Origin of the sequence: Cyanobium sp. LEGE 06143 (genome assembly GCF_015207535.1) — a bacterium.
In the GTDB taxonomy this organism is placed as follows: Bacteria; Cyanobacteriota; Cyanobacteriia; order PCC-6307; family Cyanobiaceae; genus NIES-981.
Map to the genome: position 1 here is coordinate 1 of NZ_JADEWP010000007.1, position 19,707 is coordinate 19,707.

Annotated in this window: 22 protein-coding genes, 2 tRNA genes and 1 rRNA gene; 9 read left to right on the forward strand and 16 right to left on the reverse strand. The window is 69.3% G+C overall.

What is annotated here, in order from left to right:
- A 5S ribosomal RNA gene (gene rrf / locus IQ216_RS01265) occupies positions 1 to 116 on the forward strand.
- Between the two features lie 70 nt (positions 117 to 186).
- On the opposite strand, the gene IQ216_RS01270 is transcribed toward rrf, so the two are convergent.
- The 3 genes from IQ216_RS01270 to IQ216_RS01280 are packed head-to-tail and all read right to left on the reverse strand — an operon-like array spanning position 187 to position 2,011.
- Positions 187 to 729 (reverse strand): hypothetical protein, encoded by a 543-nt coding sequence (locus IQ216_RS01270; protein ID WP_193813993.1) that lies wholly within the window; start codon positions 727 to 729, stop codon positions 187 to 189.
- Positions 726 to 1,565: an archaeosortase/exosortase family protein gene (locus IQ216_RS01275; RefSeq protein ID WP_193813994.1), complete on the reverse strand. Its 840-nt coding sequence runs from the start codon at positions 1,563 to 1,565 to the stop codon at positions 726 to 728. Before IQ216_RS01275 ends, IQ216_RS01270 begins: the two co-directional genes overlap by 4 nt.
- 5 nt (positions 1,566 to 1,570) lie before the next feature.
- A complete protein-coding gene (locus tag IQ216_RS01280; protein ID WP_193813995.1) occupies positions 1,571 to 2,011 on the reverse strand; it encodes a hypothetical protein in 441 nt (146 codons plus the stop codon).
- A 48-nt stretch (positions 2,012 to 2,059) separates the two neighbouring features.
- Between IQ216_RS01280 and IQ216_RS01285 the strand changes: the two genes are divergently transcribed.
- The gene (locus IQ216_RS01285; RefSeq protein ID WP_193813996.1) at positions 2,060 to 2,470 is read left to right on the forward strand and encodes a hypothetical protein; all 411 of its coding nucleotides are present in this window, start codon (positions 2,060 to 2,062) and stop codon (positions 2,468 to 2,470) included.
- Positions 2,471 to 2,517: 47 nt separating this feature from the next.
- Here the strand turns inward: IQ216_RS01285 and mtnC are convergent, their stop codons facing one another.
- From mtnC to IQ216_RS01305, 4 genes are all read right to left on the reverse strand, one after another.
- On the reverse strand, positions 2,518 to 3,279 hold the full coding sequence (gene mtnC / locus IQ216_RS01290; RefSeq protein ID WP_193813997.1) for an acireductone synthase: 762 nt from the start codon (positions 3,277 to 3,279) through the stop codon (positions 2,518 to 2,520).
- Positions 3,276 to 3,971 carry a methylthioribulose 1-phosphate dehydratase gene (gene mtnB / locus IQ216_RS01295; protein ID WP_370566548.1) on the reverse strand — a complete coding sequence of 232 codons (696 nt, stop codon included), beginning with the start codon at positions 3,969 to 3,971 and terminating at the stop codon, positions 3,276 to 3,278. Before mtnB ends, mtnC begins: the two co-directional genes overlap by 4 nt.
- 26 nt (positions 3,972 to 3,997) lie before the next feature.
- Positions 3,998 to 4,843, reverse strand: coding sequence for a DNA-formamidopyrimidine glycosylase (locus IQ216_RS01300; protein ID WP_193813999.1), 846 nt, complete (start codon positions 4,841 to 4,843; stop codon positions 3,998 to 4,000).
- A 114-nt stretch (positions 4,844 to 4,957) separates the two neighbouring features.
- On the reverse strand, positions 4,958 to 5,167 hold the full coding sequence (locus IQ216_RS01305) for a photosystem I reaction center subunit IV (protein WP_186697210.1): 210 nt from the start codon (positions 5,165 to 5,167) through the stop codon (positions 4,958 to 4,960).
- Between the two features lie 141 nt (positions 5,168 to 5,308).
- Here IQ216_RS01305 and IQ216_RS01310 point away from each other — a divergent pair, with 141 nt between their 5' ends.
- On the forward strand, positions 5,309 to 6,349 hold the full coding sequence (locus IQ216_RS01310) for a hypothetical protein (RefSeq protein WP_193814000.1): 1,041 nt from the start codon (positions 5,309 to 5,311) through the stop codon (positions 6,347 to 6,349).
- Positions 6,350 to 6,448: 99 nt separating this feature from the next.
- Complete coding sequence (locus IQ216_RS01315; RefSeq protein ID WP_370566549.1) at positions 6,449 to 8,008, forward strand: ATP-dependent DNA helicase RecQ; 1,560 nt, start codon at positions 6,449 to 6,451, stop codon at positions 8,006 to 8,008.
- Positions 8,009 to 8,011: 3 nt separating this feature from the next.
- Here the strand turns inward: IQ216_RS01315 and IQ216_RS14540 are convergent, their stop codons facing one another.
- The 5 genes from IQ216_RS14540 to IQ216_RS01340 form a co-directional block, all read right to left on the reverse strand.
- Positions 8,012 to 9,667: a LysM domain-containing protein gene (locus tag IQ216_RS14540; RefSeq protein ID WP_193814001.1), complete on the reverse strand. Its 1,656-nt coding sequence runs from the start codon at positions 9,665 to 9,667 to the stop codon at positions 8,012 to 8,014.
- Positions 9,668 to 9,738: 71 nt separating this feature from the next.
- Positions 9,739 to 11,088, reverse strand: a complete 1,350-nt coding sequence (locus tag IQ216_RS01325; protein ID WP_193814015.1) for an aldehyde dehydrogenase family protein — start codon at positions 11,086 to 11,088, stop codon at positions 9,739 to 9,741.
- A gap of 125 nt (positions 11,089 to 11,213) precedes the next feature.
- On the reverse strand, positions 11,214 to 11,894 hold the full coding sequence (locus tag IQ216_RS01330) for a class I SAM-dependent methyltransferase (protein WP_193814002.1): 681 nt from the start codon (positions 11,892 to 11,894) through the stop codon (positions 11,214 to 11,216).
- A 79-nt stretch (positions 11,895 to 11,973) separates the two neighbouring features.
- Positions 11,974 to 12,045 (reverse strand) — tRNA-Thr (locus IQ216_RS01335).
- Positions 12,046 to 12,055: 10 nt separating this feature from the next.
- Positions 12,056 to 12,137: transfer RNA gene (locus tag IQ216_RS01340), tRNA-Tyr, on the reverse strand.
- A gap of 54 nt (positions 12,138 to 12,191) precedes the next feature.
- On the opposite strand from IQ216_RS01340, the gene aroQ reads away from it, so the two are divergent.
- From aroQ to IQ216_RS01355, 3 genes are all read left to right on the forward strand, one after another.
- Positions 12,192 to 12,632 carry a type II 3-dehydroquinate dehydratase gene (gene aroQ, locus IQ216_RS01345; RefSeq protein WP_193814003.1) on the forward strand — a complete coding sequence of 147 codons (441 nt, stop codon included), beginning with the start codon at positions 12,192 to 12,194 and terminating at the stop codon, positions 12,630 to 12,632.
- Positions 12,629 to 13,246, forward strand: coding sequence for a tRNA-(ms[2]io[6]A)-hydroxylase (locus tag IQ216_RS01350; protein WP_193814004.1), 618 nt, complete (start codon positions 12,629 to 12,631; stop codon positions 13,244 to 13,246). The genes aroQ and IQ216_RS01350 overlap by 4 nt, the downstream gene beginning before the upstream one ends.
- A 79-nt stretch (positions 13,247 to 13,325) precedes the next feature.
- Positions 13,326 to 14,021, forward strand: a complete 696-nt coding sequence (locus IQ216_RS01355; RefSeq protein WP_193814016.1) for a putative 2OG-Fe(II) oxygenase — start codon at positions 13,326 to 13,328, stop codon at positions 14,019 to 14,021.
- 20 nt (positions 14,022 to 14,041) lie between these two features.
- Here IQ216_RS01355 and IQ216_RS01360 read toward each other — a convergent pair whose 3' ends face one another.
- Complete coding sequence (locus tag IQ216_RS01360) at positions 14,042 to 14,881, reverse strand: MOSC domain-containing protein (protein WP_193814005.1); 840 nt, start codon at positions 14,879 to 14,881, stop codon at positions 14,042 to 14,044.
- Positions 14,882 to 15,052: 171 nt separating this feature from the next.
- On the opposite strand from IQ216_RS01360, the gene IQ216_RS01365 reads away from it, so the two are divergent.
- A complete protein-coding gene (locus IQ216_RS01365) occupies positions 15,053 to 15,718 on the forward strand; it encodes an SDR family oxidoreductase (RefSeq protein WP_193814006.1) in 666 nt (221 codons plus the stop codon).
- Between the two features lie 3 nt (positions 15,719 to 15,721).
- On the opposite strand, the gene IQ216_RS01370 is transcribed toward IQ216_RS01365, so the two are convergent.
- Complete coding sequence (locus IQ216_RS01370; protein WP_370566550.1) at positions 15,722 to 16,846, reverse strand: S8 family serine peptidase; 1,125 nt, start codon at positions 16,844 to 16,846, stop codon at positions 15,722 to 15,724.
- Between the two features lie 509 nt (positions 16,847 to 17,355).
- Between IQ216_RS01370 and IQ216_RS01375 the strand changes: the two genes are divergently transcribed.
- The gene (locus IQ216_RS01375) at positions 17,356 to 17,541 is read left to right on the forward strand and encodes a hypothetical protein (RefSeq protein ID WP_193814018.1); all 186 of its coding nucleotides are present in this window, start codon (positions 17,356 to 17,358) and stop codon (positions 17,539 to 17,541) included.
- Here the strand turns inward: IQ216_RS01375 and IQ216_RS01380 are convergent.
- Positions 17,538 to 19,055, reverse strand: a complete 1,518-nt coding sequence (locus IQ216_RS01380) for a glycosyl hydrolase family 57 (protein WP_193814007.1) — start codon at positions 19,053 to 19,055, stop codon at positions 17,538 to 17,540. The two genes, IQ216_RS01375 and IQ216_RS01380, sit on opposite strands and share 4 nt — an antisense overlap.
- Positions 19,056 to 19,400: 345 nt before the next feature.
- Positions 19,401 to 19,574, reverse strand: a complete 174-nt coding sequence (locus IQ216_RS01385) for a hypothetical protein (protein WP_193814008.1) — start codon at positions 19,572 to 19,574, stop codon at positions 19,401 to 19,403.
- Positions 19,575 to 19,707 lie beyond the last annotated feature (133 nt).

Genomic DNA, 19,707 nt, shown 5'->3' on the forward strand with positions numbered 1-19,707 from the left:
CTGGTGTCCATGGCGCAGTGGAACCACACCGATCCATCTCGAACTCGGTTGTGAAACGCTGCAGCGCCGACGATAGTTGGGGGGAAGCCCCCTGAGAAAATAGGTCGATGCCAGGTAAAAACTTTTTTGTGCTTTGCTCTTTTCATCTAGGCTACCCTCGGGTGGCTTTTTTTGTGTCTGGACTGATCACTCCGGTGTTGCCACCGCTTCGCTGCTCGTCCAGAGGCAGACGTTCGCTTGGCGGGGCTGCAGTCCAGCCAACCAGGCGAGCGTCTGGGCGGAGGAAGGCGGGTGGGCACGGCGCCAGGCGGCCCAGTCGGCATTGCTGGCGAGCTGGCCTTGCACCGCGCCATCTCGATCCACCACCAGGCACAGGCCTCCCTTGGGCGAGTCCGCGAGCAGCCTGTTGATGGTCTCCACGGGGATCACACCGCTGGCCCCGCTGCGTGTGTTGCCGAGCAGCCGCACCTCGTGTGGGCCGTAGCGCGCTGCGGAAAGCTCCACCACACCAGGGGGCAGCTCGAGCTGGGGCCGGGCTTGCTTCAGCGCCGGGGCAGAACGGCGCTGCTGTAACACCCCACCGAGCCGAAGGGCCTGCGGCAGGGCCCCGGCCGGGGCGAAGCCAGGCGGGCGCAGCAGGGATTCAAGCGACAGCACCGAAGCCCAGGCGGCCAGGCCGAGAAGCACCAGGCGCCGCCGCTGCTTGGGAAGGGCTGGCGGCGGGGTCATCGCGTGGCGGGGCGCTGGTGGCGCAGCCACCACTCGAGCAGCAGCACATAGCTGGCGCACACCAGGCTGCTGGCGGCGAGGGAAAACAGCTGGGAGCCGGGGCCGCTATGCCAGAACTCAAAGCCCCGCAGGGCAGCCAGCGGCCCAGGGCCAGGATCGCGCACGGTGAACGCCAGCAGGGCGATGCGCACACCATTCAGCAGAAACACCCCGAAGAGGGTGACTGTGGCCAGGCCTGCGATGGCACCACCGCGACCGCGCTGCGGCAGAGGGAGCAGGATCAGCAGCRCCACCAGCGTGGCCAGGCTGAAGGCGATGGTGCTGCGGCCCGTGCAGGAGCCATCCACCAGCAGCACCTGGGTGGTCATCACGATGCGATCGGCCTGGGCATAGGCGGGCTGGCCCACCAGCCAGAGCAGCTGGGCGCTCACCCGGGCGGTGACGTGGGCGAGCGGCGCCACCGGCACGGCCCAGTTGAAGAGTCCTTGGGCCGGCAGCAGCAGGCCGAGCACCACCAGCTGCTGCAGCAGCGGCAGAAGCCAGAACGGTGGATCGTGGAGTCGGCCGGCGAAGCTGAGCACCAGCAGGCACCAGAGCAGGGCCAGCACCCCGGCCCACCAACGCCAGGGCGCCACGGAGCCAGGGGCGCAGGCGCCCCCCTCCTCTTCGCGCTCCATCAGCAGCAGGCCCCCGGCCAGCCAGGAGAGCGCGGCCATGATCGTGAAATCCCCCACCCCCCCGCGGGCGGCGAGGCTGAGCTGGCTGGAGGCCAGGCAGGCCAGCAGCGCCAGCCGGCTCCAGCGCTCCAGCCGGGGTTGGGTTTCCTGCCGCAGCATCCCCTTCATGTCAGTTCGGCGGGGGGCGCCTCGTCCTCCTCCGCCAACCGGGCAGCGCGGGCCTCGAGGATGCGCTCACGGGTGTCGAGCAGGGAACGGGGCCAAAGCAGTGAGGCGGCCAGATGGAAGAGGGCATACACCAGCGCGCTCAACCCCAGCCGCAGCGCCTGGCGGTTGAGGTTGCCGCTGGCATCGGCCCGGCGGCGGGTGGTCTGGGAGACCAGGCTGGCCTCGGCCCGATCCAGCAACTGGGAAGCCTGGCGCTGGCGATCAGTTAGGTAGGTGGCTTCGGCGGCTGGAGTCGACCCTTCCCCGGCAGGCAGGCCCACATCAAGGGCCTCCAGCAGACCTGGCTGGCTGGCCAGGAGCTGCTGGAGGGCGGAAGCATCGGGGGCGCTCTGCACGGCCTGCCGTAGTCGCTCCAGCCCGGCCAGCCCGTTCTGCAACGCGCCCAGGCAACCCTGATCAGCCAGGCCCAGGCCAACGACGATGACGTGATCCGCCTGGCCCGAGGTGCCGATGATTTCACCTTCCGCTGCGATAGCAGCCTGGCCCCCCTGGCTGCCGAGCAGGTGGTGGTGCGGGATCTCGATGGCAACATCATCGAAATCATCAGCTCGTCGAATGGTGAGATTTCTGGCAACACCCTCACCATTCCCCACGAGGAGGACGTGCAGGTCGGCCAGATCGTCCGGGTCGACCTCCCCGGCCCCTGGGAGAGGTCCTGCGCTGAGGCCACCAAGCTGTTCACGGTGCAGCGGGGCGCCGTTGCAGCGGCTGGTGGCGGCGGAGCTCCGGGTTGGATCTGGCTGCCCATCATTGCTGCCGGCGCCCTGGTGGGCTGTGCCATCGGCGGTTGCTTTGATGGCGGCGGCGGTGGTGGCGGCGGCAACTCCTCGCGCTGAGGTGGCCCCGGATTTCCACCGGCAGGATCACGATCCCGCCGGCCAGATCACGTTCCTGCCGGCTGTATCACCAGGTTGGCGTAGTTGTCCACCCACGTAAACAAGCCTGAATCCCGGGCTGGATTGCCTGGCCTGGAGCTGAACACCACCTGCAGGCCTGCCTGTTCAGCGGCGACGCATTCCTCCAGCGCGTCGCTGATGAACAGGATCCTTGAGGCGGTGGCTTCCATCCTTTCGGCGATTCCGCTATAGCTGCAAGGCTCACGTTTAGCGCCACTGCGGGTATCAAACCAATGGCTGAAGCAGGAGCTCAGATCACCGCCAGTGCTGTGCCCATACAACAGCTGCTGGGCTTGCACAGAGCCCGACGAATACACCGCCAGCACCAGTCCCTGCAATGTCCAGCGGTGCAGCGCCTGGGGCACGTCGTCGAACAGCGGTGAGCGGAGCACCCCCTCGGCGTAGCCCTGCACCCAGATCAGCCCCTGAAGCTGCTTCAAGGCGGTGAGCTTGCGGTCCTGCTGGATCAGCAGGGTGAGGTAGTCGTGCACCCGGGCGCCCGGCTGGGCGCGCAGCTGTTGCGCGGCTGGGTCAGCGTCCTGGGCCCACGCCGCTTCGGCCTCATCCAGCAGGGCCAACACCTGGCTGTCGTGGGCGTGTTCCTGGAGGTAGCTGTTCAGTTGAGCGGCTGCGTAGGGGAACAGCACCTCGGCGACGAAGCTCACCGGACAGGTGGTGCCTTCGATGTCGAGCAGCAGGTGGCTGACGCCATGGCAGGTCACGGTGGGGCCTGACGGTGGGGTGCTCATGGCTGAGCGACTCGCCGGTTGAGCAGCCCCTCGAGCAGGAGTTGCCGCCACTGCTGCTCAAGGAGGAACTCGTGGATTTCGATATGGCGCTGAGCCTGCTGCAGATCCTTCCCCCAGGCATAGAGGCCGTGGCCGGCGATCAGCAGTCCCATCGGGGCCTCGGCCAACAGCGGCCGGGCCCTGGCGCTGAGCCGTTGCAGGTCCTGGTCGTTGGCCAGCACCGGCACCACCACCTCCGTGGCGTGGGTGTGCACCCCCTCCAGCCCTTTCAGCATCTCCAGATCCCGCAGGGCCAGCTCACCCACCCCATCCTGGGACGGCCCGTGATGGCGGGACAGCAGGGTGCCGGCCTGGGAATGGGTGTGCAGCACGGCGCCCGCGCCGGTACAGTCCACGATGGCCAGGTGCAGCAGGGTTTCGTCGCTGGCACGTCCGTGGCCCTGCAGCACGGCGCCGCTGCCATCCACCGTGAGCAGGGCCTCCGGGGGCACCGTGCCCTTGTCCACCCCGCTGGGCGCCATGAGAAGGGCGAGGGGGTTACGGCGGAGCACGCAGCTGAAGTTTCCGCCGGTGCCCTCGCACCAGCCCCGGCGATGCACCGCGGCCATCGCCTCGCTCAGCGCCCTGGCCAGGGCCGCACGGTCCGGAGGCTGAGGGTTTGGTGACGGGACGGGCAAAACGGACGCGGCCAACGGGATCGGCTGGAGAGTGAGAGGCCTCAATGCTGGCAGTTCGGGCACCAGTGGCTGCTACGGCCCGCCAGCTTCTGACGCTGAATCGGTTGGCCGCAACGCCGGCAGGGCTCGCCCCCGCGGCGATACACCAGGGCCACGCCGCCGTAGTTGCCGTTGGTGCCCGTGAGGTCGCGGAAGTCGCTGAAGGTGGTGCCGCCGGCGCCGATGCTGATGCTGAGCACCTCCACCAGGGCCTGGCGCAGGCTCTCCAGCCGCGGGCGACTGAGGCTGCCGCTGGCGGTGTGGGGGCGGATCCCGGCAGCGAACAGGGATTCATCGGCGTAGATGTTGCCCACGCCCGCCACCACGGCCTGATCCAGCAGGGCGTTCTTGATTGGGCGGCTGGAGCCCCGCAGCCGCTGGCGCAGGTAGGTGGCTGTGAAATCCAGGCCCAGGGGTTCGGGGCCCAGCCGTTGCAGGCCGGTGATCACGGTGTCCACGGGCTGGCCGGCCGGTACCCACCACATCTGCCCGAAGCTGCGGGTGTCGATGAAGCGCAGCTCCTGGCCTGCTGCATTCCAGAACTGAACCCTGGTGTGGGAGCAGGGCTCTTGCGGGTGCTCCAGCCAGAGAAACTGCCCCGTCATCCGCAGGTGCACGCCCCAGTGGCCCGCATCAGAATCGCCGCGGCTGAGCTCCGCAATCAGATACTTGCCCCGACGGCTCCAGGATTCAACCGTGCAGCCTTCCAGGGCGTGGATGAAGGCAGAGGGATCGGGGGGGCTGGCCACAGCCCTGTCCCGGAGCACCGCGACGGCCTTGATCGTGAAACCACTGGTTCGCTGCTCCAGGCCCCGCCGCACCGTTTCAACTTCTGGAAGTTCCGGCACGGGGGAGGCGAAAGGAATGGCTGGTTGTCAGCCATCCTGCGTTGCCATGACAACGCTGAAGTTGATCCCCCCACCGAGCAGGCAGGGCAATCACCCTGGGCTCTGAGCCGAGGCTCAGGCCTTGTCCAGTTCCGCTTCGGCGAAGTTGTTGGTGTTGATGCCGCCCTCGGAGCCGCTGTAGCCGGTGTAGTTCACCTTGTCGAAGCGAACCACCACCGGGTAGCGGATCCCGGAGGTGTCGACCGAGGCGACGGTGCCGACTTCGTTGAACCAGTAGGACTCGGGACGCTTGATGCGCACTTTGTCGCCGCGGGAAATAGCCATCGCTGCGCTGTGGATTCGGAGGCTGTCGTAGGGGAAGATACCCGGCCCGCCAGGCGTCGTTGGCGCTGGCGTCACGTTTCGTCGCCCTTGGCCGAACCGCACCCGTGGGAGCATCGGCGGCACTGCTGCCGGCACCGGCCCATGGCGCCCACGGAGCTCTCCGCCCCGCCCGTTCTCTCCCTGGAGCTGCCCGATCCGGACAGCGACACGATCAGCACCCTGGAGTTCCTGGCCCGCCTTGAGGAGGCCTGGGCCGTGTGCGACCGCTTCGACCTGCAGACGGAGATCTGGCGGGGGCGGATCCTGCGGGCGGTGCGGGATCGCGAAAAGCGCGGCGGCGAGGGCCGCGGCACCGGCTTTCTGCAGTGGCTGCGGGAGCGGGAGATCAGCAAGACCCGCGCCTACACCTTGATCCAGCTGGCCGAATCGGCCCAGGACCTGGTGGGTGAGGGGCTGCTGGAAGAGGAGAGCGTGAACAACTTCTCGAAGCGGGCCTTCCTGGAGACGGCCCAGGCGGATCCGGAGGTGCAGCTGATGATCTCTGAGGCCGCCAACGAGGGCCAGCAGATCACCCGCAAGCAGGTGCGGCGCCTCAGCGACGAGTTCACCGCCGCCACCAGCCCCCTGCTGCCTGAGGAGATCCGCCAGCGCACCGCCGAGAACCTGCTGCCGCCGCGGGCGGTGGCGCCCCTGGTGAAGGAGCTGGCCAAGTTGCCGGAGGAGCAGCAGGACGACCTGCGCCGGGTGCTGCGCGAGGAGCCCGAGCTCGAGCGCATCCGCGACGTGACCAGCACCGCCCGCTGGCTCTCCAAGGCGGCGGAGGCGGCCCTGGCGGTGCGGGCCTTTCAGCAGGGAGACCTGCAGTTCGAGAAGGCCCTGCAGGAGGCCCAACGCCTCGACGCCCTGGGCCTGCTGGCCGATGCGGTGGGTCAGGCCCAGGCCCTGGAGGCGGCCGCCCTGAAGCTGCACACCAGCTGGCGGCGGCTGGGCGGATTGCAGGAGAGGCTCTGGGTGGAGAGCGGCAGCAGCACCCCCCACCTGCGCGACCTGCTCACGGCCCTGCAGTCACTCAGCGGCAACGTGCTGCGCGTGTCCCTGGGCGAGCTGGCCGGCGGCAAGCGGCTGCGGCTGCAGCTGGTGGAAGAGAGCCCGGAGCAGCTCCCTGCCCCGCCGTTGCCCTGATCCACCAGATCTGGAGCCGTCTAGGGTCGCTCTGCGCTAGCTGTGGTGATCTTGGTGCCTTCCGGTCCGGACGCTGCCTCGTTGGCTTCGCCGGCCCCGGTGTCGTCAGCGCCGGCCACTCCCCTGAATCCGGGAGCGGATCGGCTGGCCGACGCGCTGCGGCGCCATTTCGGTTGGGAGGCCTTCCGTCCGGGCCAGCGACCGGTGGTGGAGGCCCTGCTGGCCGGGCAGGACTGCCTGGCGGTGCTGCCCACGGGGGGTGGCAAGTCGCTCTGCTTTCAGCTGCCCGCCCTCGTGCGCGAGGGGCTGGTGCTGGTGATCTCCCCCCTGGTGGCCCTGATGCAGGACCAGGTGATGCAGCTGCAGCGCCATGGCATCGCGGCGGCCTGTCTGCACAGCGGCCTGGGGCCTGCGGAGCGCCTGGGCCTGCACCGGAGCCTGCGGGAGGGTCGGCTGCGGCTGCTCTACCTGGCCCCGGAGCGGTTGCAGGGGGAGGCAACGCGTCGGCTGCTGGAGGAGGTGCTCGACACCGGCCGGCTGGTGGCCCTGGCCGTGGACGAGGCCCACTGCATCAGCGCCTGGGGGCACGACTTCCGCCCCGACTACCGCCGCCTCGGCCAGCTGCGGGCCCTGTGTCCGGGGGTGCCGCTGGTGGCCCTGAGTGCCACGGCCGCGCCGCGGGTGCGGGCCGACATCATCCGCCTGCTGCAGCTGCGCCGGCCCCTGGTGCAGGTGCGCTCCGCCCGCCGCGCCAACCTCACCTACACGATGCGACGACGGCCGGCCGATCCGCTGCCGGCGGTGCTGGAGGTCCTGGAGCGCAGCCGCGGCGCCGTGCTGATCTATGCCCGCACCCGCCGCTCGGTGGAGCAGTGGGCCAGCCGGCTCACCGCCAGCGGCCGCGAGGCCATCGCCTACCACGCCGGGCTGGACGCGGAGAGCCGTCAGCTGGCCCTGGAACACTTCCAACGGCAGCCGAACCCCGTGCTGGTGGCCACCGTGGCCTTCGGGATGGGCGTGGATCGCCCCGATGTGGGGCTGGTGCTGCACCTCGACCTGCCCGCCAGTGCGGAGGGCTATCTGCAGGAGTCCGGCAGGGCGGGCCGCGACGGCCTGCCGGCCCACTGCCTGGTGCTGTTCGACCCGGGGGATCGCACCTCTCTGGGCTGGGCGATCCGGGGGGCTGGAGCCGCTGCGGCCAGGCTGGCTGACGCGCGCCACCAGGGCCGGGTGGAGCTGGCCCAGCGGCAGCTGCGCCGCATGGAGGCCGTGGCGGAGGGCGAGGGGTGCCGCGAACAGGCCCTGCTGCTGGCCGTGGGCGAGGTGGTGGCACCCTGTGGCCGTTGCGACCGCTGCCAGCGCCAGGACCAGCGTCAGGACTGGGCTCCCCAGGCCACCGAGCTGCTGGAGGCGCTGCTGCCCCGGGACGGCCGCGACCTGCGCAGCCTGGCGGCCGATCTGGCCGGAGCTGGCGCCGGGGACGCAGGGGAGCTTCAGGCAGAGGAGCTTCAGGCAGAGGAGCGCTGGGCCTGGCTGGCGCGGCGTCTGGTGCAGGAGGAGCTGCTCAGCGAGAGCGATGACGGGGCCCAGCGCCTCTATCTGCAACCCACGGGTCGGCACTACCTGCGCCAGCCCTGGCCGCTGCCCTGGGCGGCCTGAGCGTCAGCCCCCCTTGGTCTTGCAGAGATCGGTCACCAGCTTCTGCTCGTGGTCGTCGGTGGGGTCTTCCCAGGTATTCCACTGGCCCGACTGGCTGGTGGCATTCACCTTGCGAGCGCCGCAGTTGATCGCAAGGTAGAGGGGGTCTCCTTCGCTGTTGAGGGTGGGGGCCACGTAGCTGCCGCCCATGGGCTTCCAGTTGGCCCAGTCCACTTGCAGGGGCCCGTAGCTGCGCCAGTCGTGGGTCTCATCGCTGGCTGGGCTGGCTGAGGTGCTGCCGGTGCCGGCGGGCTTGGAGGTCGTGCTGCTGACCGCCCGGGCGGCGATGGTGGAGCTAGTCGCCGTAGCGCTGGCTGCCTTGGCTGGGGCTGCGGTGACCTGGCTCACGCTGCCCACACCGGCGGTGGCCAGGGCAAGGCGGCTGCTGGTGGTCAGTGAGCTGGTGGTGGCACGGGCGCTGCTGGCTGCCGCGTCGGCTTGGCTTGCGGCGGCTGCCGTGGCCGTGGCTGCAGTGGCTGTGGCTGCGGTGGCTGCGACCGGCATGGCTGCGGGGGTCGTCGCTTGGAGGGCTGTGGCTGCGGGAGCCACGCTGGCCCTTGGGGCCAGGCCATCGGTTGCGGTGTTGGCGCGGGGCGCCAGGGCGCCGCTGGCCTGAATCAGGGGCTGCTGGGCTGCTGGAGCGGCGGCAGGTTCTTCTGTGGACGCTTCAGAGGAGGTGCTGTCGGGAGAGGTGGTGCTGGCGGGCTCCTGCGCCGCCGCCGTCTGATCTGGAGTGGGGCTGGGCTCTGGCTGCGCCATGGGCTTGGCGACAGGCTGGACAGCAGGTTTGGCGGCGGGTGCCGCCGCGGTCTTGGCGGGCGGGTTGCCCACCAGCTTGAGACGCGTGCCGGCTAACACCAGATCCGGATTGTCAAGCCCGTTGAGGGCGCTGAGACGGGCCACCGATGTGCCGTAGCGGCTGGCGATGTCGCCCAGGCTCTCGCCTGGGCTCACCACGTGCTCCTTCGCCGTGGCGGAGACCTTCGCGGAGCTGGAGCTCTTCGCGGCAGGGCGGGAGCCGGGGCGGACGGGGATCTGCAGCCGCGAGCCGGCCATGACGTGGTCGGGGTCACCGATCCCGTTGATCTGGATCAGCCGCTCGGTGCTGGTGCCGAAGTGAGCGGCGATGTCGGAGAGGGTTTCGCCGCCCTTCACCGTGTAGGGCGCCGTGGGGGTGCTCTTGCGGGACGCGCCGGCGGCAGCGGCGGCGCTGCTGCGCCCCCCGCCCGGGATCAGCAGCTGCTCGCCCACCATCACGTGGTCGGCATTGCCGAGGCCGTTGGCCTGCATCAGCGCCGTCAGGCCCACCCCTTCACGGACGGCGATTTCGGAGAGGGTGTCCCCGGGCTGCACGGTCACCCTGCCGCTCCGACTGCCGGAGGCCCGCGGCGCGCTGCGGTCGGAACCGGGGATCACCAGGGTCTGGCCCACCATCACGTGGTCGGGGTTGCTGATCCCGTTGGCCTGCATCAACCCCGAGAGGCTCACGCCGTGGCGCTCGGCCAGTTCAGAGAGGGTTTCGCCGGAGCGGACCACCACCTGGGCGTGGGCGGGGCCAGCCAGGAGCAGGGGCAGCGGCGACGCCACCGCCAGGGCCAGGGCTGCAAGGGCACGTTGCATCGACGCTACGCAGAGCTGGCGTCAAGGTAAGGGCTCTGATCGCCTCGTCCAGCCCCCCAGGCCCCGCTGGATCAGCCCAGCAGCCGTTTCACCAGCGCGAGCTTGCCGGCGTAGGGCGGGTAGCGCACGGGCAGATCGAGCCAGAAGGGGCGGCTCAGCACACTGCGCTGGTGGGAGAAGGTGTCGAAGCCGGCCTTGCCGTGGTAGCGGCCCAGGCCGCTCTCGCCGACGCCTCCAAACGGAAGGGCTGTGGCCCCGGCCTGCATCACCACGTCGTTGAAACACACCGAGCCGGAGCTGGTGCCGGCCAGCACCTGCTGGCGGGCCGCCTCCGAGCGGCTGAAGAGATAGAGGGCGAGGGGTTTGGGCCGTGAGCGCACCTGGGCCAGGGCCTCCTCGAGGTTGGCCACGCTGAGCACGGGCAGCAGCGGTCCGAACAGCTCCTCCTGCATGAGGGGATCGTCGCCATCCGCCACGGCAACCAGGGTGGGGGCGATCTTGCGGCGGCTGGGGTCGCAGGCCCCGCCGTGGAGGATCTGGCCGCGGCTGCGGGCCCCCTCCAGCAGGGCCTCCAGGCGTTCGTACTGGGCCTGGTTCACGATCGTGCCCAGGTCGGGGGAGGCGAGGGGATCGGGGCCGTAGAAGCTGGTGAGCTCGGCGGCGATCGCCTGCACCAGGGGCTCCCGCACGGATGCGGCCACCAGCAGGTGGTCGGGGGCGATGCAGGTCTGGCCGGCGTTGAGGCTCTTGCCCCAGGCCAGCCGCCGGCCGCTCACGGCCAGATCGGCGTCGTCGAGCACGATCGCCGGACTCTTGCCGCCCAGCTCCAGCGTCACCGGGGTGAGATGGCGAGCCGCTGCCGCCATCACCAGCCGCCCCACGCGGCCGCCGCCGGTGAACAGGATGTGATCGAAGCGCTCTTCCAGCAGGGCCGCCGCCACAGCGCCGTCGCCGCTCACCACCTGCACCACCTCCTGGGGAAAGGAGGCGGCCACGGCCCGAGCCAGCAGCTCAGCGGTGTGGGGAGCGTGCTCGGAGGGTTTGATCACCGCCGTGTTGCCGGCGGCCAGGGCGCTCACGAGCGGATGCAGGCAGAGCTGGGCCGGATAGTTCCAGGGTCCGATGATCAGCACGCAGCCGAGGGGCTCGGGCTGCACCCAGGCCCGACCGGGCTTGAGGGCCACATCCAGGGCCACCCGGCGCGGTGCCATCCAGCGGCGCAGCCGGCGGCGGCTGTGGCGCAACTCCTGGCGCACGGCCACCAGCTCGAAGTGGGCCTCCACGGGCGGCTTGCCCAGATCGGCGGCCAGGGCCGCAGCGATGGCCTCGGCGTGATCGTCGAGCAGCGTCTCCAGGCGCTGCAGCTGCTCCAGCCGCCAGGCGAGCGGCTGGGTGAGGCCCCGGCTCACCGGGTCGCGCATGGCGGCCACCGCCACGCTGAGCAGGGCGCCGGCAGGCGCTGGGGGGCTCTCCACGGTCACGGCATCGAGGGCAAGGCGTGGCTTCAGTCTCACGGATGCCCCCGGCGCAGCGTGGCCCTCCCCGCTCAGCCCCCGGGGCGGGCGCTGATCACGGCGAAGAACGGATCGCCATGGCCGCCCACCCAGCCGAGCGGCCCCGGCGCCCGGGTGGCCTCGGCCACCAGCTCCGGCTGGCCCCAGCCCTGGGCCAGCAGCACCCTGGCCACGTAGGCGAGGTGGTCGCGGTCGCCGCCGTCGGTCCAGATCTGGGGCGCCTTCTGAAAGAACATCCGGTTCGAGAAGGCCACGATCAGCTGCCCGTGGGGACGCACCACCCGCAGCAGCTCCGCCGCCACGGCCTCCGGCTGCTGCAGGTACTGCCAGCCGGCCACGATCAGGGCCGCGTCGATGCTGGCGTCCTCCAGTGGCAGGCGCTGGCTGCTGTTGAGGTTCTGCACCCAGTGGCGGTTGAGACGGGGGTTGGCCTCCAGCTCCCTGGCGTTGAGGCCGTGGCCGATCACCGTGTCGTACTGGATGTCTTCGGGCAGGTGGCTCACCCAGCTGCTCATCAGATCCAGCACCGTGGCGCAGGGGGGGATCCGTTCGCGGTAGAGGGCGCTGAGCTGCTGCCGGAAACCGGCATCGAGGTGATGCACCAGGCGCGGCTCGGCATAGAACAGGGCGTCGTCGCTGCCGTCGAGCTTGAAGCGCTCCGCCTCACTCAGCACCAGCACCGGCTCGGCCGGAGAGCTGTTGGGCTGGGCCATGGCGTGGGCAGCGACAGGCCGCAGTGTGCCTGCTCCAGCCGGGGCAGTGTGGTTGCCCCGGGGTGCCACCGGGGAGAAGAGCCCTTGACGAGATTTGAACTCGTGACCTCTCCCTTACCAAGGGAGTGCTCTACCACTGAGCTACAAGGGCATGTGGAGGATGGGCCGGGTTGGATTTGAACCAACGTAGGCAGAGCCAGCGGATTTACAGTCCGCCCCCATTAACCACTCGGGCACCGACCCGAACCACACCGCAAGAACTTACCAGCCGACTCAGCCGGCAGCCGCCCGTTCTCAATGCATTTCCTTGTACTCCACGGCCCCAACCTGAACCTGCTGGGCAGCCGGGAGCCCGGGCTCTACGGCAGCGCCAGCCTGGAGCAGATCAACGCCGATCTGCAGGGGCGCGCCACGGCCCTGGGCGTGAGCATCGACTGCGTCCAGAGCAACCACGAGGGCGCCCTGGTGGACCGGATCCAGCAGGGCCGCGGCAGCGTGGACGGCATCCTGATCAACGCCGCCGCCTACACCCACACTTCCATCGCCCTGCGGGATGCCCTGTTGGCCGTGGCGATCCCCTACGTGGAGGTGCACCTCAGCAACATCCACGCCCGTGAGCCCTTTCGCCACCACTCCCACCTCGCCGACAGGGCCTTGGGGGTGATCTGTGGCTTCGGCGCCGGCAGTTACCTGTTGGGACTGGAGGGCCTGGTGGCCCACCTGCGGGCCCGTCCATGACGCAGATCTCAACCCCGAACCCCGCGGCCGCGGCGCGTATCCGCTGGCTGGCGGCCCCCAGCCAGCACGCCTGGCTCGTCCAGGCAATCGCCCACCCCGATCTGGTGTTGATCGACCATGCGCACTGCGAGCGCAAGGCCGCCGGGGTGGCCCTGCAGCTGATGTTCCGTTACCCCAGCGACGCAGCCCTGGCCCTGGCGCTCAGCCCCCTGGCCCGGGAGGAGCTGGAGCACTTCGAGCAGGTGGTGGCCCTGCTGCAGCGTCGCGGTGGTGCCCTGCGGCCCCTGGCGCCGCCGCCCTACGGGGCCGGTTTGGCCAAAGTGGTGCGGCGCCAGGAGCCGCAGCGGCTCCTGGATTCCCTCCTGGTGGCCGGCCTGATCGAGGCTCGCAGCCACGAGCGCATGGCCCTGCTGGCCGCCCACAGTCCGGAACCCGAGCTGCGGGCCCTCTACGCCGCGCTTCTGGCCAGTGAGGCCTGCCACTTCGGCCTCTACTGGGTGCTGGCGGAGCAGCGCTGGCCGCGCCAGCAGCTGGTGGCGCGGCTGGAGCAGCTGGCCAGCCTGGAGGCCTCGCTGCTGGCGGAGCTGCACCCCGAGCCGCGCATGCACAGCTGATCCCATCGGCTGTGCCGTCCAATAGTGCGGGCATCTGCAAGAGTTCTCCGGGATCCCCCGCAGCGCCATGGAACCCCGCATGGAGGTGTTGAGCCTCTTCCCCCGCCACCTGCTCAAGGGTGAGTTGCCCGGCCCGCTGCTGTCGGACCTGCAGCAGCTGGCCCACAGCGTGCGGGCCGAGCCTGGCGTGGCCCCGGATGCCTCGGTGAAACTGGCCGGCCAGCTGGCCCTGCAGCGKGAGCTGGGGCCCCAGTATCCGCCGGTGGTGGAGCTCTGTGCCCAGGTGCTGCTGCCGGCCTGTGAGCGCTGGATCCGCCATGTGGTGGACCAGCAGCCGCCCGAAGCCCACGGCCCCTGGGCGCGGGGGCGCTACCAGCTGCAGCTGGTGGATGTGTGGCTGAACGTGCAGCGGGCCGGCGATTACAACCCCACCCACACCCACGGCGGCACCTTCTCGGGTGTGGTGTTTCTGGAGGTGCCCCCCCAGATCACGGCGGAGCGCTTCGATGGCCAGCTCTGCTTCTACGGCCCGGAGGACTGGCACATCCAGAGCTTCCGCACCGGCATGGCCCACTACGTGGTGCCGGTGCCGGGCGATTTCTACGTGTTCCCCGCCTGGCAACCGCACTCCGTCGCCCCCTTCCGGGGCGAGGGGGATCGCCTCTCCCTCGCCTTCAACGTGGTGGCCGTGCCGCCCCAGGCCAAGGCGGCGCCGGCCCCGGTGGGCAATGTCTCCCTGTCCACCAGCCGCCGTAAGCCGGGCGGCTTTCGCTGAGGCTGCCGCTGACGCCTCCCTCAGCTGAGCAGCACCGGATCTCCCACGGCCACGGCCCCCGGCTCCAGCACCGAGAGGCGAACCCCGGCCACCACCTTGTTATGGCGAGCCGTGGCCCGCAGGATCTCGATCTCCTGGGGAAGGCCGCCCTGGGCCAGGGTGGTGACCACGCAGCGGGGGCAGCCGCCATCCACCCGCAGCAGGGCCCCGCGGCCCAGGCGCAGATCAGCGCCGATCCACTCCTGCTCCACGAACCCCTCGCCGGGTCCGCAGGGGCGGATCACCAGGTTGGGGCGAAAGCGCTCCACGGCGAAATCGAGCTGGGGTTCCAGTTGCCGCAGCCGCTCCAGGGTGGCGGTGGTGAGGGCATGGATGGGGCAGGCATCGAAGAACGTGCCCTCCGGCAACGGCAGTTCGTTCACCACATTCTGAAAATCCCGCTCCGGCACATCGGGCCAGTACTGGTCGAGGCTGGCGCCCGCCGGGGCCTGGTGCAGCAGGCTCACCTGCCGCCCCAGCAGCTGGGAGAGGGCGGCATCGATGCCGGGATCGCTGCTGAGGAGGGGTGCGGCCGCTGAGGCGCCATCGCTTGGCTGTTCAGGGGCAATCGCCAGCGCCGGCAGGGGCTCTCCCGGCTGCGGTGGTGAGCCATAGCGGGCGCGATAACCCAGCAGGGCCTTCCAGACCAGGGGGTTCTTGGCGCTGGCCACCCGCTGGGTGGCATGGTCCCAGAGGGCATAGGCCCGGTCACCGCAGATGCCGCCGGCGGTCACGTCCACCTGCACCGGCCGCTCGCCCTGCATCGATTTGAGCGGATAGCGCCACAGCGCCTCCACGTGGCCCACCAGGCGTTCGGCCATCGTTGCGCAGGGGCTGTGGGGCTCCATTGAACCCCCCGATGCCGGCATGAACCGTTCACCCGGCACTGCCAGCGGTGGCCGGGGCCCAAGCAGAGCAGGGAGGTCTTGGCTGGGGCGAGGGGAGGTGAGAGGGTGCGGCGGTTTCCCTCCACGCGCCCCCGGGGTTCCGCCATGGCCACCTGTCTGATCACCGGCGCCAACCGCGGCATCGGCATGGCCTACTGCCGCCAGCTGCAGGCCCGCGGCGACCGCGTGATCGCGGTGTGCCGCACGGCCTCACCGGAGCTGGAGCAGCTGGGTGTGCGCATCGAGGCGGGGGTGGACCTCACGGTCGAGGAGGCGGTGGCGGATCTGGTGCGGCGGCTTGAGGGCCTGCCCCTCGATGTGGTGATCCTCAACGCCGGTGTGCTGGAGCGGACCAGCCTGGAGCGCCTCGATCCAGCCAGCCTGCGACGCCAGTTCGAGCTCAATGCCGTGGCGCCGCTGCGGCTCACCCAGGCCCTGCTCAGCCAGCTGTACCAGGGGTCGAAGCTGGCGCTGATGAGCAGCCGCATGGGCTCGATCGCCGACAACAGCTCTGGCGGCTCCTACGGCTACCGGATGTCGAAGGTGGCCCTGGGCATGGCGGGCAAGTCGCTGGCCCACGACCTGCGGCCGCGTGGCATCGCCGTGGCGATCCTGCACCCAGGCCTGGTGAGCACCCGCATGACGGGCTTCACCAGCCAGGGCATCAGCGCCGAGGAGGCGGTGCAGGGCCTGCTGCAGCGCATCGACGCACTCAGCCTGGAGAATTCGGGCAGCTTCTGGCATGCCAACGGCAGCGTGCTGCCCTGGTGATTCCTAGGGGGCCTGCACCATGCCGTCGCCGCGGTCGAGCACGTCCTGATCCGGGGCGAGGCCATCGAGGCTGGCCATGGCCCGCAGGCGGGCCTGCACCGCACCGGCGTTCACCGGCACGCCGCGCTCGCGGATCGCCTGCCACCACAGGGCCGCCACGCCGGCCACGTGGGGCGCCGCCATGCTCGTGCCATTGAGGGCCGTGAGCCCCCCGCCCGTGGCGGCGGACACCACATTCACCCCCGGAGCGGCCAGTACCGGATTGGTGTTCGAGAACGAGGCCACCGTGAAGCCGCTTGGCCCCTCCCCGAGGGCGCCCACCGACAGCACCCCCAGGGCCGCGGCCGGCACCGACGCCGAGAGCTCGAACTGCGGCCGCCTGGACTCGTTGCCGCTGGCCGCCACCACCACGGTGCCGCCGTTGAAGGCGGCGCGGGCCTCCAGCATGGCCAGCAGACGATCGAACATGCGCAGGTTCATGCGGTAGCCCTCCAGGGCCGCGCTGGTGGCCAGGGCCTCGGGCCAGCCCTGGCTGATCAGGTTGGCCGCCAGGCCGGGGAAATCAAAGCCGAGCGACATCGACAGCACCTGGGCGTTGTTGCGGATGGCCCACTCCATGCCGTTGAACAGCATCTCGGAACCGCCGCCGCCCTGATCCCCCAGCACCTTGCCGATCAGCGCTGTGCTCACGCCCCGGGCCACACCGATGCGCTGGCCGTCCACGTCGCGGCCAAACACTGTGCCGGCGCAGTGGGTGCCGTGGCCGTTGACATCGCCATCGCCGTCGCCGCTGAAATCCAGCTCGGTGATCGCCATTCCCGCAAAGGCGGGGTGGTTGCGGTCGATGCCCGTATCGAGGATGGCCACGCTCACCCCTGAGCCGTCGAAGCTGCTGCGGTCAGCCCCCACGGCCCGTACGCCCCAGGTGGGGCCCGTGGCCGCGGCCGCGGGTGCACCGGGGGCATCCGATGGTGTGGGGGAGATCAGGCGCGTGGGCATGGAGCGGGCCACGCCGAGCACGTCGGGGTCACGGGCGGCGTCGCGCAGGTCCGCGGGGCTGAGTGTCTCCAGGCTGATCGCGGGTTCCGGGGGCAGGTCGGCGGCCGGTTCGAGGCCAAAACTGCGCACGCCCGGGTAGGGCAGGGAAGGGCTGGACAGGCCAGTGAAACGGCGCCCTTGATTGAGATCCCGAAGTAGAATAAAGTGTTGTGAAGTACTCATGAAGCTATTCCGCCAAGGTTGCATCACTGATGGCATCCAGGCATGCCGGCTGGATTCCGTCAACTGACGCAAAACGCCTTGGCCAGGGCCGTTTTGTGCCACCCACAGGAGGGCTGCTGGACCAAGACAGTAACCACTCGAACAACTCTTTACGAGGGCACCCGCAGGCCGCCTGCGGTCTCCATGCCGCAACGGTGCTCTCAGTGAAGTTGTTCAGATCGTGATCGGGAGACTTACCTCAAGGGGATCTAGTGGAACTGAATGAGTTCATGCTTCCTGGATCAGATCATCTGTCTCAGCGGGATTTGAAGGACATCTGTTTCAGGGGGACCTACCCCGGTCTCCACCCCTTCGGTGCTGCATGACACTGCAGCTGGACCCCGGCTCCGGTAGCCAGGACGACCCTGGAGATGCCGATGAGCCCCCTCTTCGCCTGTTCGGGCTGCGGCGTTCAGATCGAGCGGTCGGTGCGGCTCTATCGGGAGCAGAAAGGGCGGCTGTTGTGCTCCACCTGCAAGGACAGGCTGGAGCGCAGCGCGGGGGGGTCGCCGGCACCGGATGCTGACGAAAGCCCTCGGCCGCCCCTGGCCCCTTCCTCCTAATCAGCTCCTTGGTGTTGCACGAGGCCAGGGGCGGCGGCGGCATCGAGGGCGGCCTCACCGCGCCTGTGGATCTCGCGGGCGTAGTCGGTCCAGGTTCCCTGGCCCCAGTAGCGGAAGCAGCTGGTTTCCAGCAGCAGCAGATGCAGCAGGGCGTTCTGGTAGGGCCCGCTGGTGGTCAGGGAGGGATCGTTCTCCACCAGGGGATCGAACACCTGGTGAAAGCGGGCACTGAGCCGCTGCATCGGCTCCAGCACGTTGGCGTAGCCCTCCACCCAGCTGAGGTCGTTGGTCCAGGAGGCTCCCGCCATCGAGAACGCGGGGTCGCTGGCCTGGAGCTCGGCGATGGCGGCTTCGGTGGCCTCGGGGGTGGGGGGAGCGCCCGGGGTATGCGCGCCCACGGTCTGCCACAGCTTGTGGTGATGGATCGCCTGAACTCTGGGATAGTCCGCTGAGCTGACTCCGGCCGCAGCAAGTCGTTCGAGGTAGTCGCTGCCGTTGATGGCCACCGTGGCCGGGCCAGGGCCCGATTCTCTGCCCTGGGCGGCAATCCTGTGGTGCGCCTGGATGAAGGCGGAGGGGAACTCGTTCATCATCACGCCACCATTTTCGCCATCGGCAATCTGAGACACCAGGGCGGGAATCGTGGTTCCCGCCAGCTGCAGGGGCTCCAGGCCAAGAGCTTCATAACAGGGCTGCATCTGGCCCACCAGCTTGGTATCGGAGCCCTGGGTTTTGATCAGAACTGTGATGGACAACGCAGCACCAGAGGAGTTGCATGCCACCAGCTGATTGGGGCCATACTTCTGGCCATGGCTGAGGCTGGAACCGTCCAGACTTTCCACGCTGTGCTCCTGAACCAGCAGCCACTCATAGCCGCACTCCCGCAGGGCCTTCACCAGTTCGTAGAGGCTGTCGGGATGGTTGGGGAGATGCATCTCCGGCAGTGAAAACCCCTTCACCCGCTGCAGAGCCTCAGCGCCAAATAGGGTTTCAAAATGCTGTTGCCAGGCCAGGATCTGCAGCTTGAGGTCGGGAATGGGCGTGGACGGAGCAACGGCATGGCTCCAGAAGCTGCCGAGCCATTCCACATGGGGCTGCAGGCTGGGATCGCAGCTGAGGCGTTTCAGGGCCTCGAGGATGTCGCGGCGGCCCATCTGCTCAAAGCCCCAGAGCAGGTTGCCTGAGTAATCCAGCATGATCCGAGGGTCGCAACCCTCTTGAATCAGCTGGGGGATAATCTCAGCGAGGCGCCTGTAGCACTGGGCAAAGGGCTCTGCGTTGTGGTTATCACCTTCCCCCGGATGCTCCAGCATGTACTGGAGATGGGAGATGAGTGCACCATCAACGCCGGCCGGAATCGTGGGTTGGTGCATGTGGAGGGCACAGGCAAAACCGGAGCGGATCTGCTCCAGGCTGCGCCCCTGGGGAGATCGAACAGCGGGGCCGCGTTGCTGCACTAGGCCGAGGATCTCGGCTTCTCGTCCCGCGATCGGCGGCAGGGATGGGCTGGTCATGGCTGTGGTGTCGCGCTGATTCACCAGGCCAACGCGGGCGTTGAGCGGGTCTTGCAGGCTCAGTCTGAAGGCAGGTGGTGGCTACAACTTGCACAGGCGTGTGAATCCACAAGACCAGGCCTCAAGGCAAAGCTTGATGCGTTGTTTGTTGACCGCGTCTGCCGCCTTCGTGCCAAGGCCTGTCAAGCACCTCTCAGGAGCAAAGCTAAAGATCTGATGCTGATCGCCAATCAGGAGCACCTATTGATTGCATATGTGATTTTCTGCTGGCTTGGATCAGATCAGGCGATGCATCTGCCGCGTTCACTTCGGCTTCCAGGCGGCTGCCGCCCGGAATCCATAGGTTCATCGGCTGAACGCCTTCCAGAGCCACCAGGCAGTCACAGCCACCAACACCCAGGGAAGCAAGGAGCGAAACACCAGCACCACCGCCAGCACGACCAGGGCCGACACCGCCGTTCTTCTGGTGAGGGCCTTGGCCTCATCGGTCATGTAGCGCCAGCGCGGCAGCAGAGGCATCAGCGGGGACCCTGCAGGGGCTCACAAGGCTGGAAGCCTAGAAGCTCATTGGGGTCGGAGTCGGCCGCGGGCCGGCCTGCTCAGCCGCGGGCCATGCCATCGGCGATGCATGGCGACAACGTGCGCGCCTGTG

Coding starts and splice junctions, on each gene's coding strand:
- IQ216_RS01310 (WP_193814000.1), top strand. CDS start 5,309: ATGGCGCCCACGGAGCTCTCCGCCCCGCCCGTTCTCTCCCTGGAGCTG.
- IQ216_RS01365 (WP_193814006.1), top strand. CDS start 15,053: ATGGCCACCTGTCTGATCACCGGCGCCAACCGCGGCATCGGCATGGCC.
- IQ216_RS14540 (WP_193814001.1), bottom strand. CDS start 9,667: ATGCAACGTGCCCTTGCAGCCCTGGCCCTGGCGGTGGCGTCGCCGCTG.
- aroQ (WP_193814003.1), top strand. CDS start 12,192: ATGCATTTCCTTGTACTCCACGGCCCCAACCTGAACCTGCTGGGCAGC.
- IQ216_RS01375 (WP_193814018.1), top strand. CDS start 17,356: ATGAGCCCCCTCTTCGCCTGTTCGGGCTGCGGCGTTCAGATCGAGCGG.
- IQ216_RS01350 (WP_193814004.1), top strand. CDS start 12,629: ATGACGCAGATCTCAACCCCGAACCCCGCGGCCGCGGCGCGTATCCGC.
- mtnC (WP_193813997.1), bottom strand. CDS start 3,279: ATGAGCACCCCACCGTCAGGCCCCACCGTGACCTGCCATGGCGTCAGC.
- IQ216_RS01270 (WP_193813993.1), bottom strand. CDS start 729: ATGACCCCGCCGCCAGCCCTTCCCAAGCAGCGGCGGCGCCTGGTGCTT.
- IQ216_RS01330 (WP_193814002.1), bottom strand. CDS start 11,894: ATGGCCCAGCCCAACAGCTCTCCGGCCGAGCCGGTGCTGGTGCTGAGT.
- IQ216_RS01360 (WP_193814005.1), bottom strand. CDS start 14,881: ATGGCCGAACGCCTGGTGGGCCACGTGGAGGCGCTGTGGCGCTATCCG.
- IQ216_RS01325 (WP_193814015.1), bottom strand. CDS start 11,088: ATGCGCGACCCGGTGAGCCGGGGCCTCACCCAGCCGCTCGCCTGGCGG.
- IQ216_RS01305 (WP_186697210.1), bottom strand. CDS start 5,167: ATGGCTATTTCCCGCGGCGACAAAGTGCGCATCAAGCGTCCCGAGTCC.
- IQ216_RS01380 (WP_193814007.1), bottom strand. CDS start 19,055: ATGACCAGCCCATCCCTGCCGCCGATCGCGGGACGAGAAGCCGAGATC.
- IQ216_RS01385 (WP_193814008.1), bottom strand. CDS start 19,574: ATGCCTCTGCTGCCGCGCTGGCGCTACATGACCGATGAGGCCAAGGCC.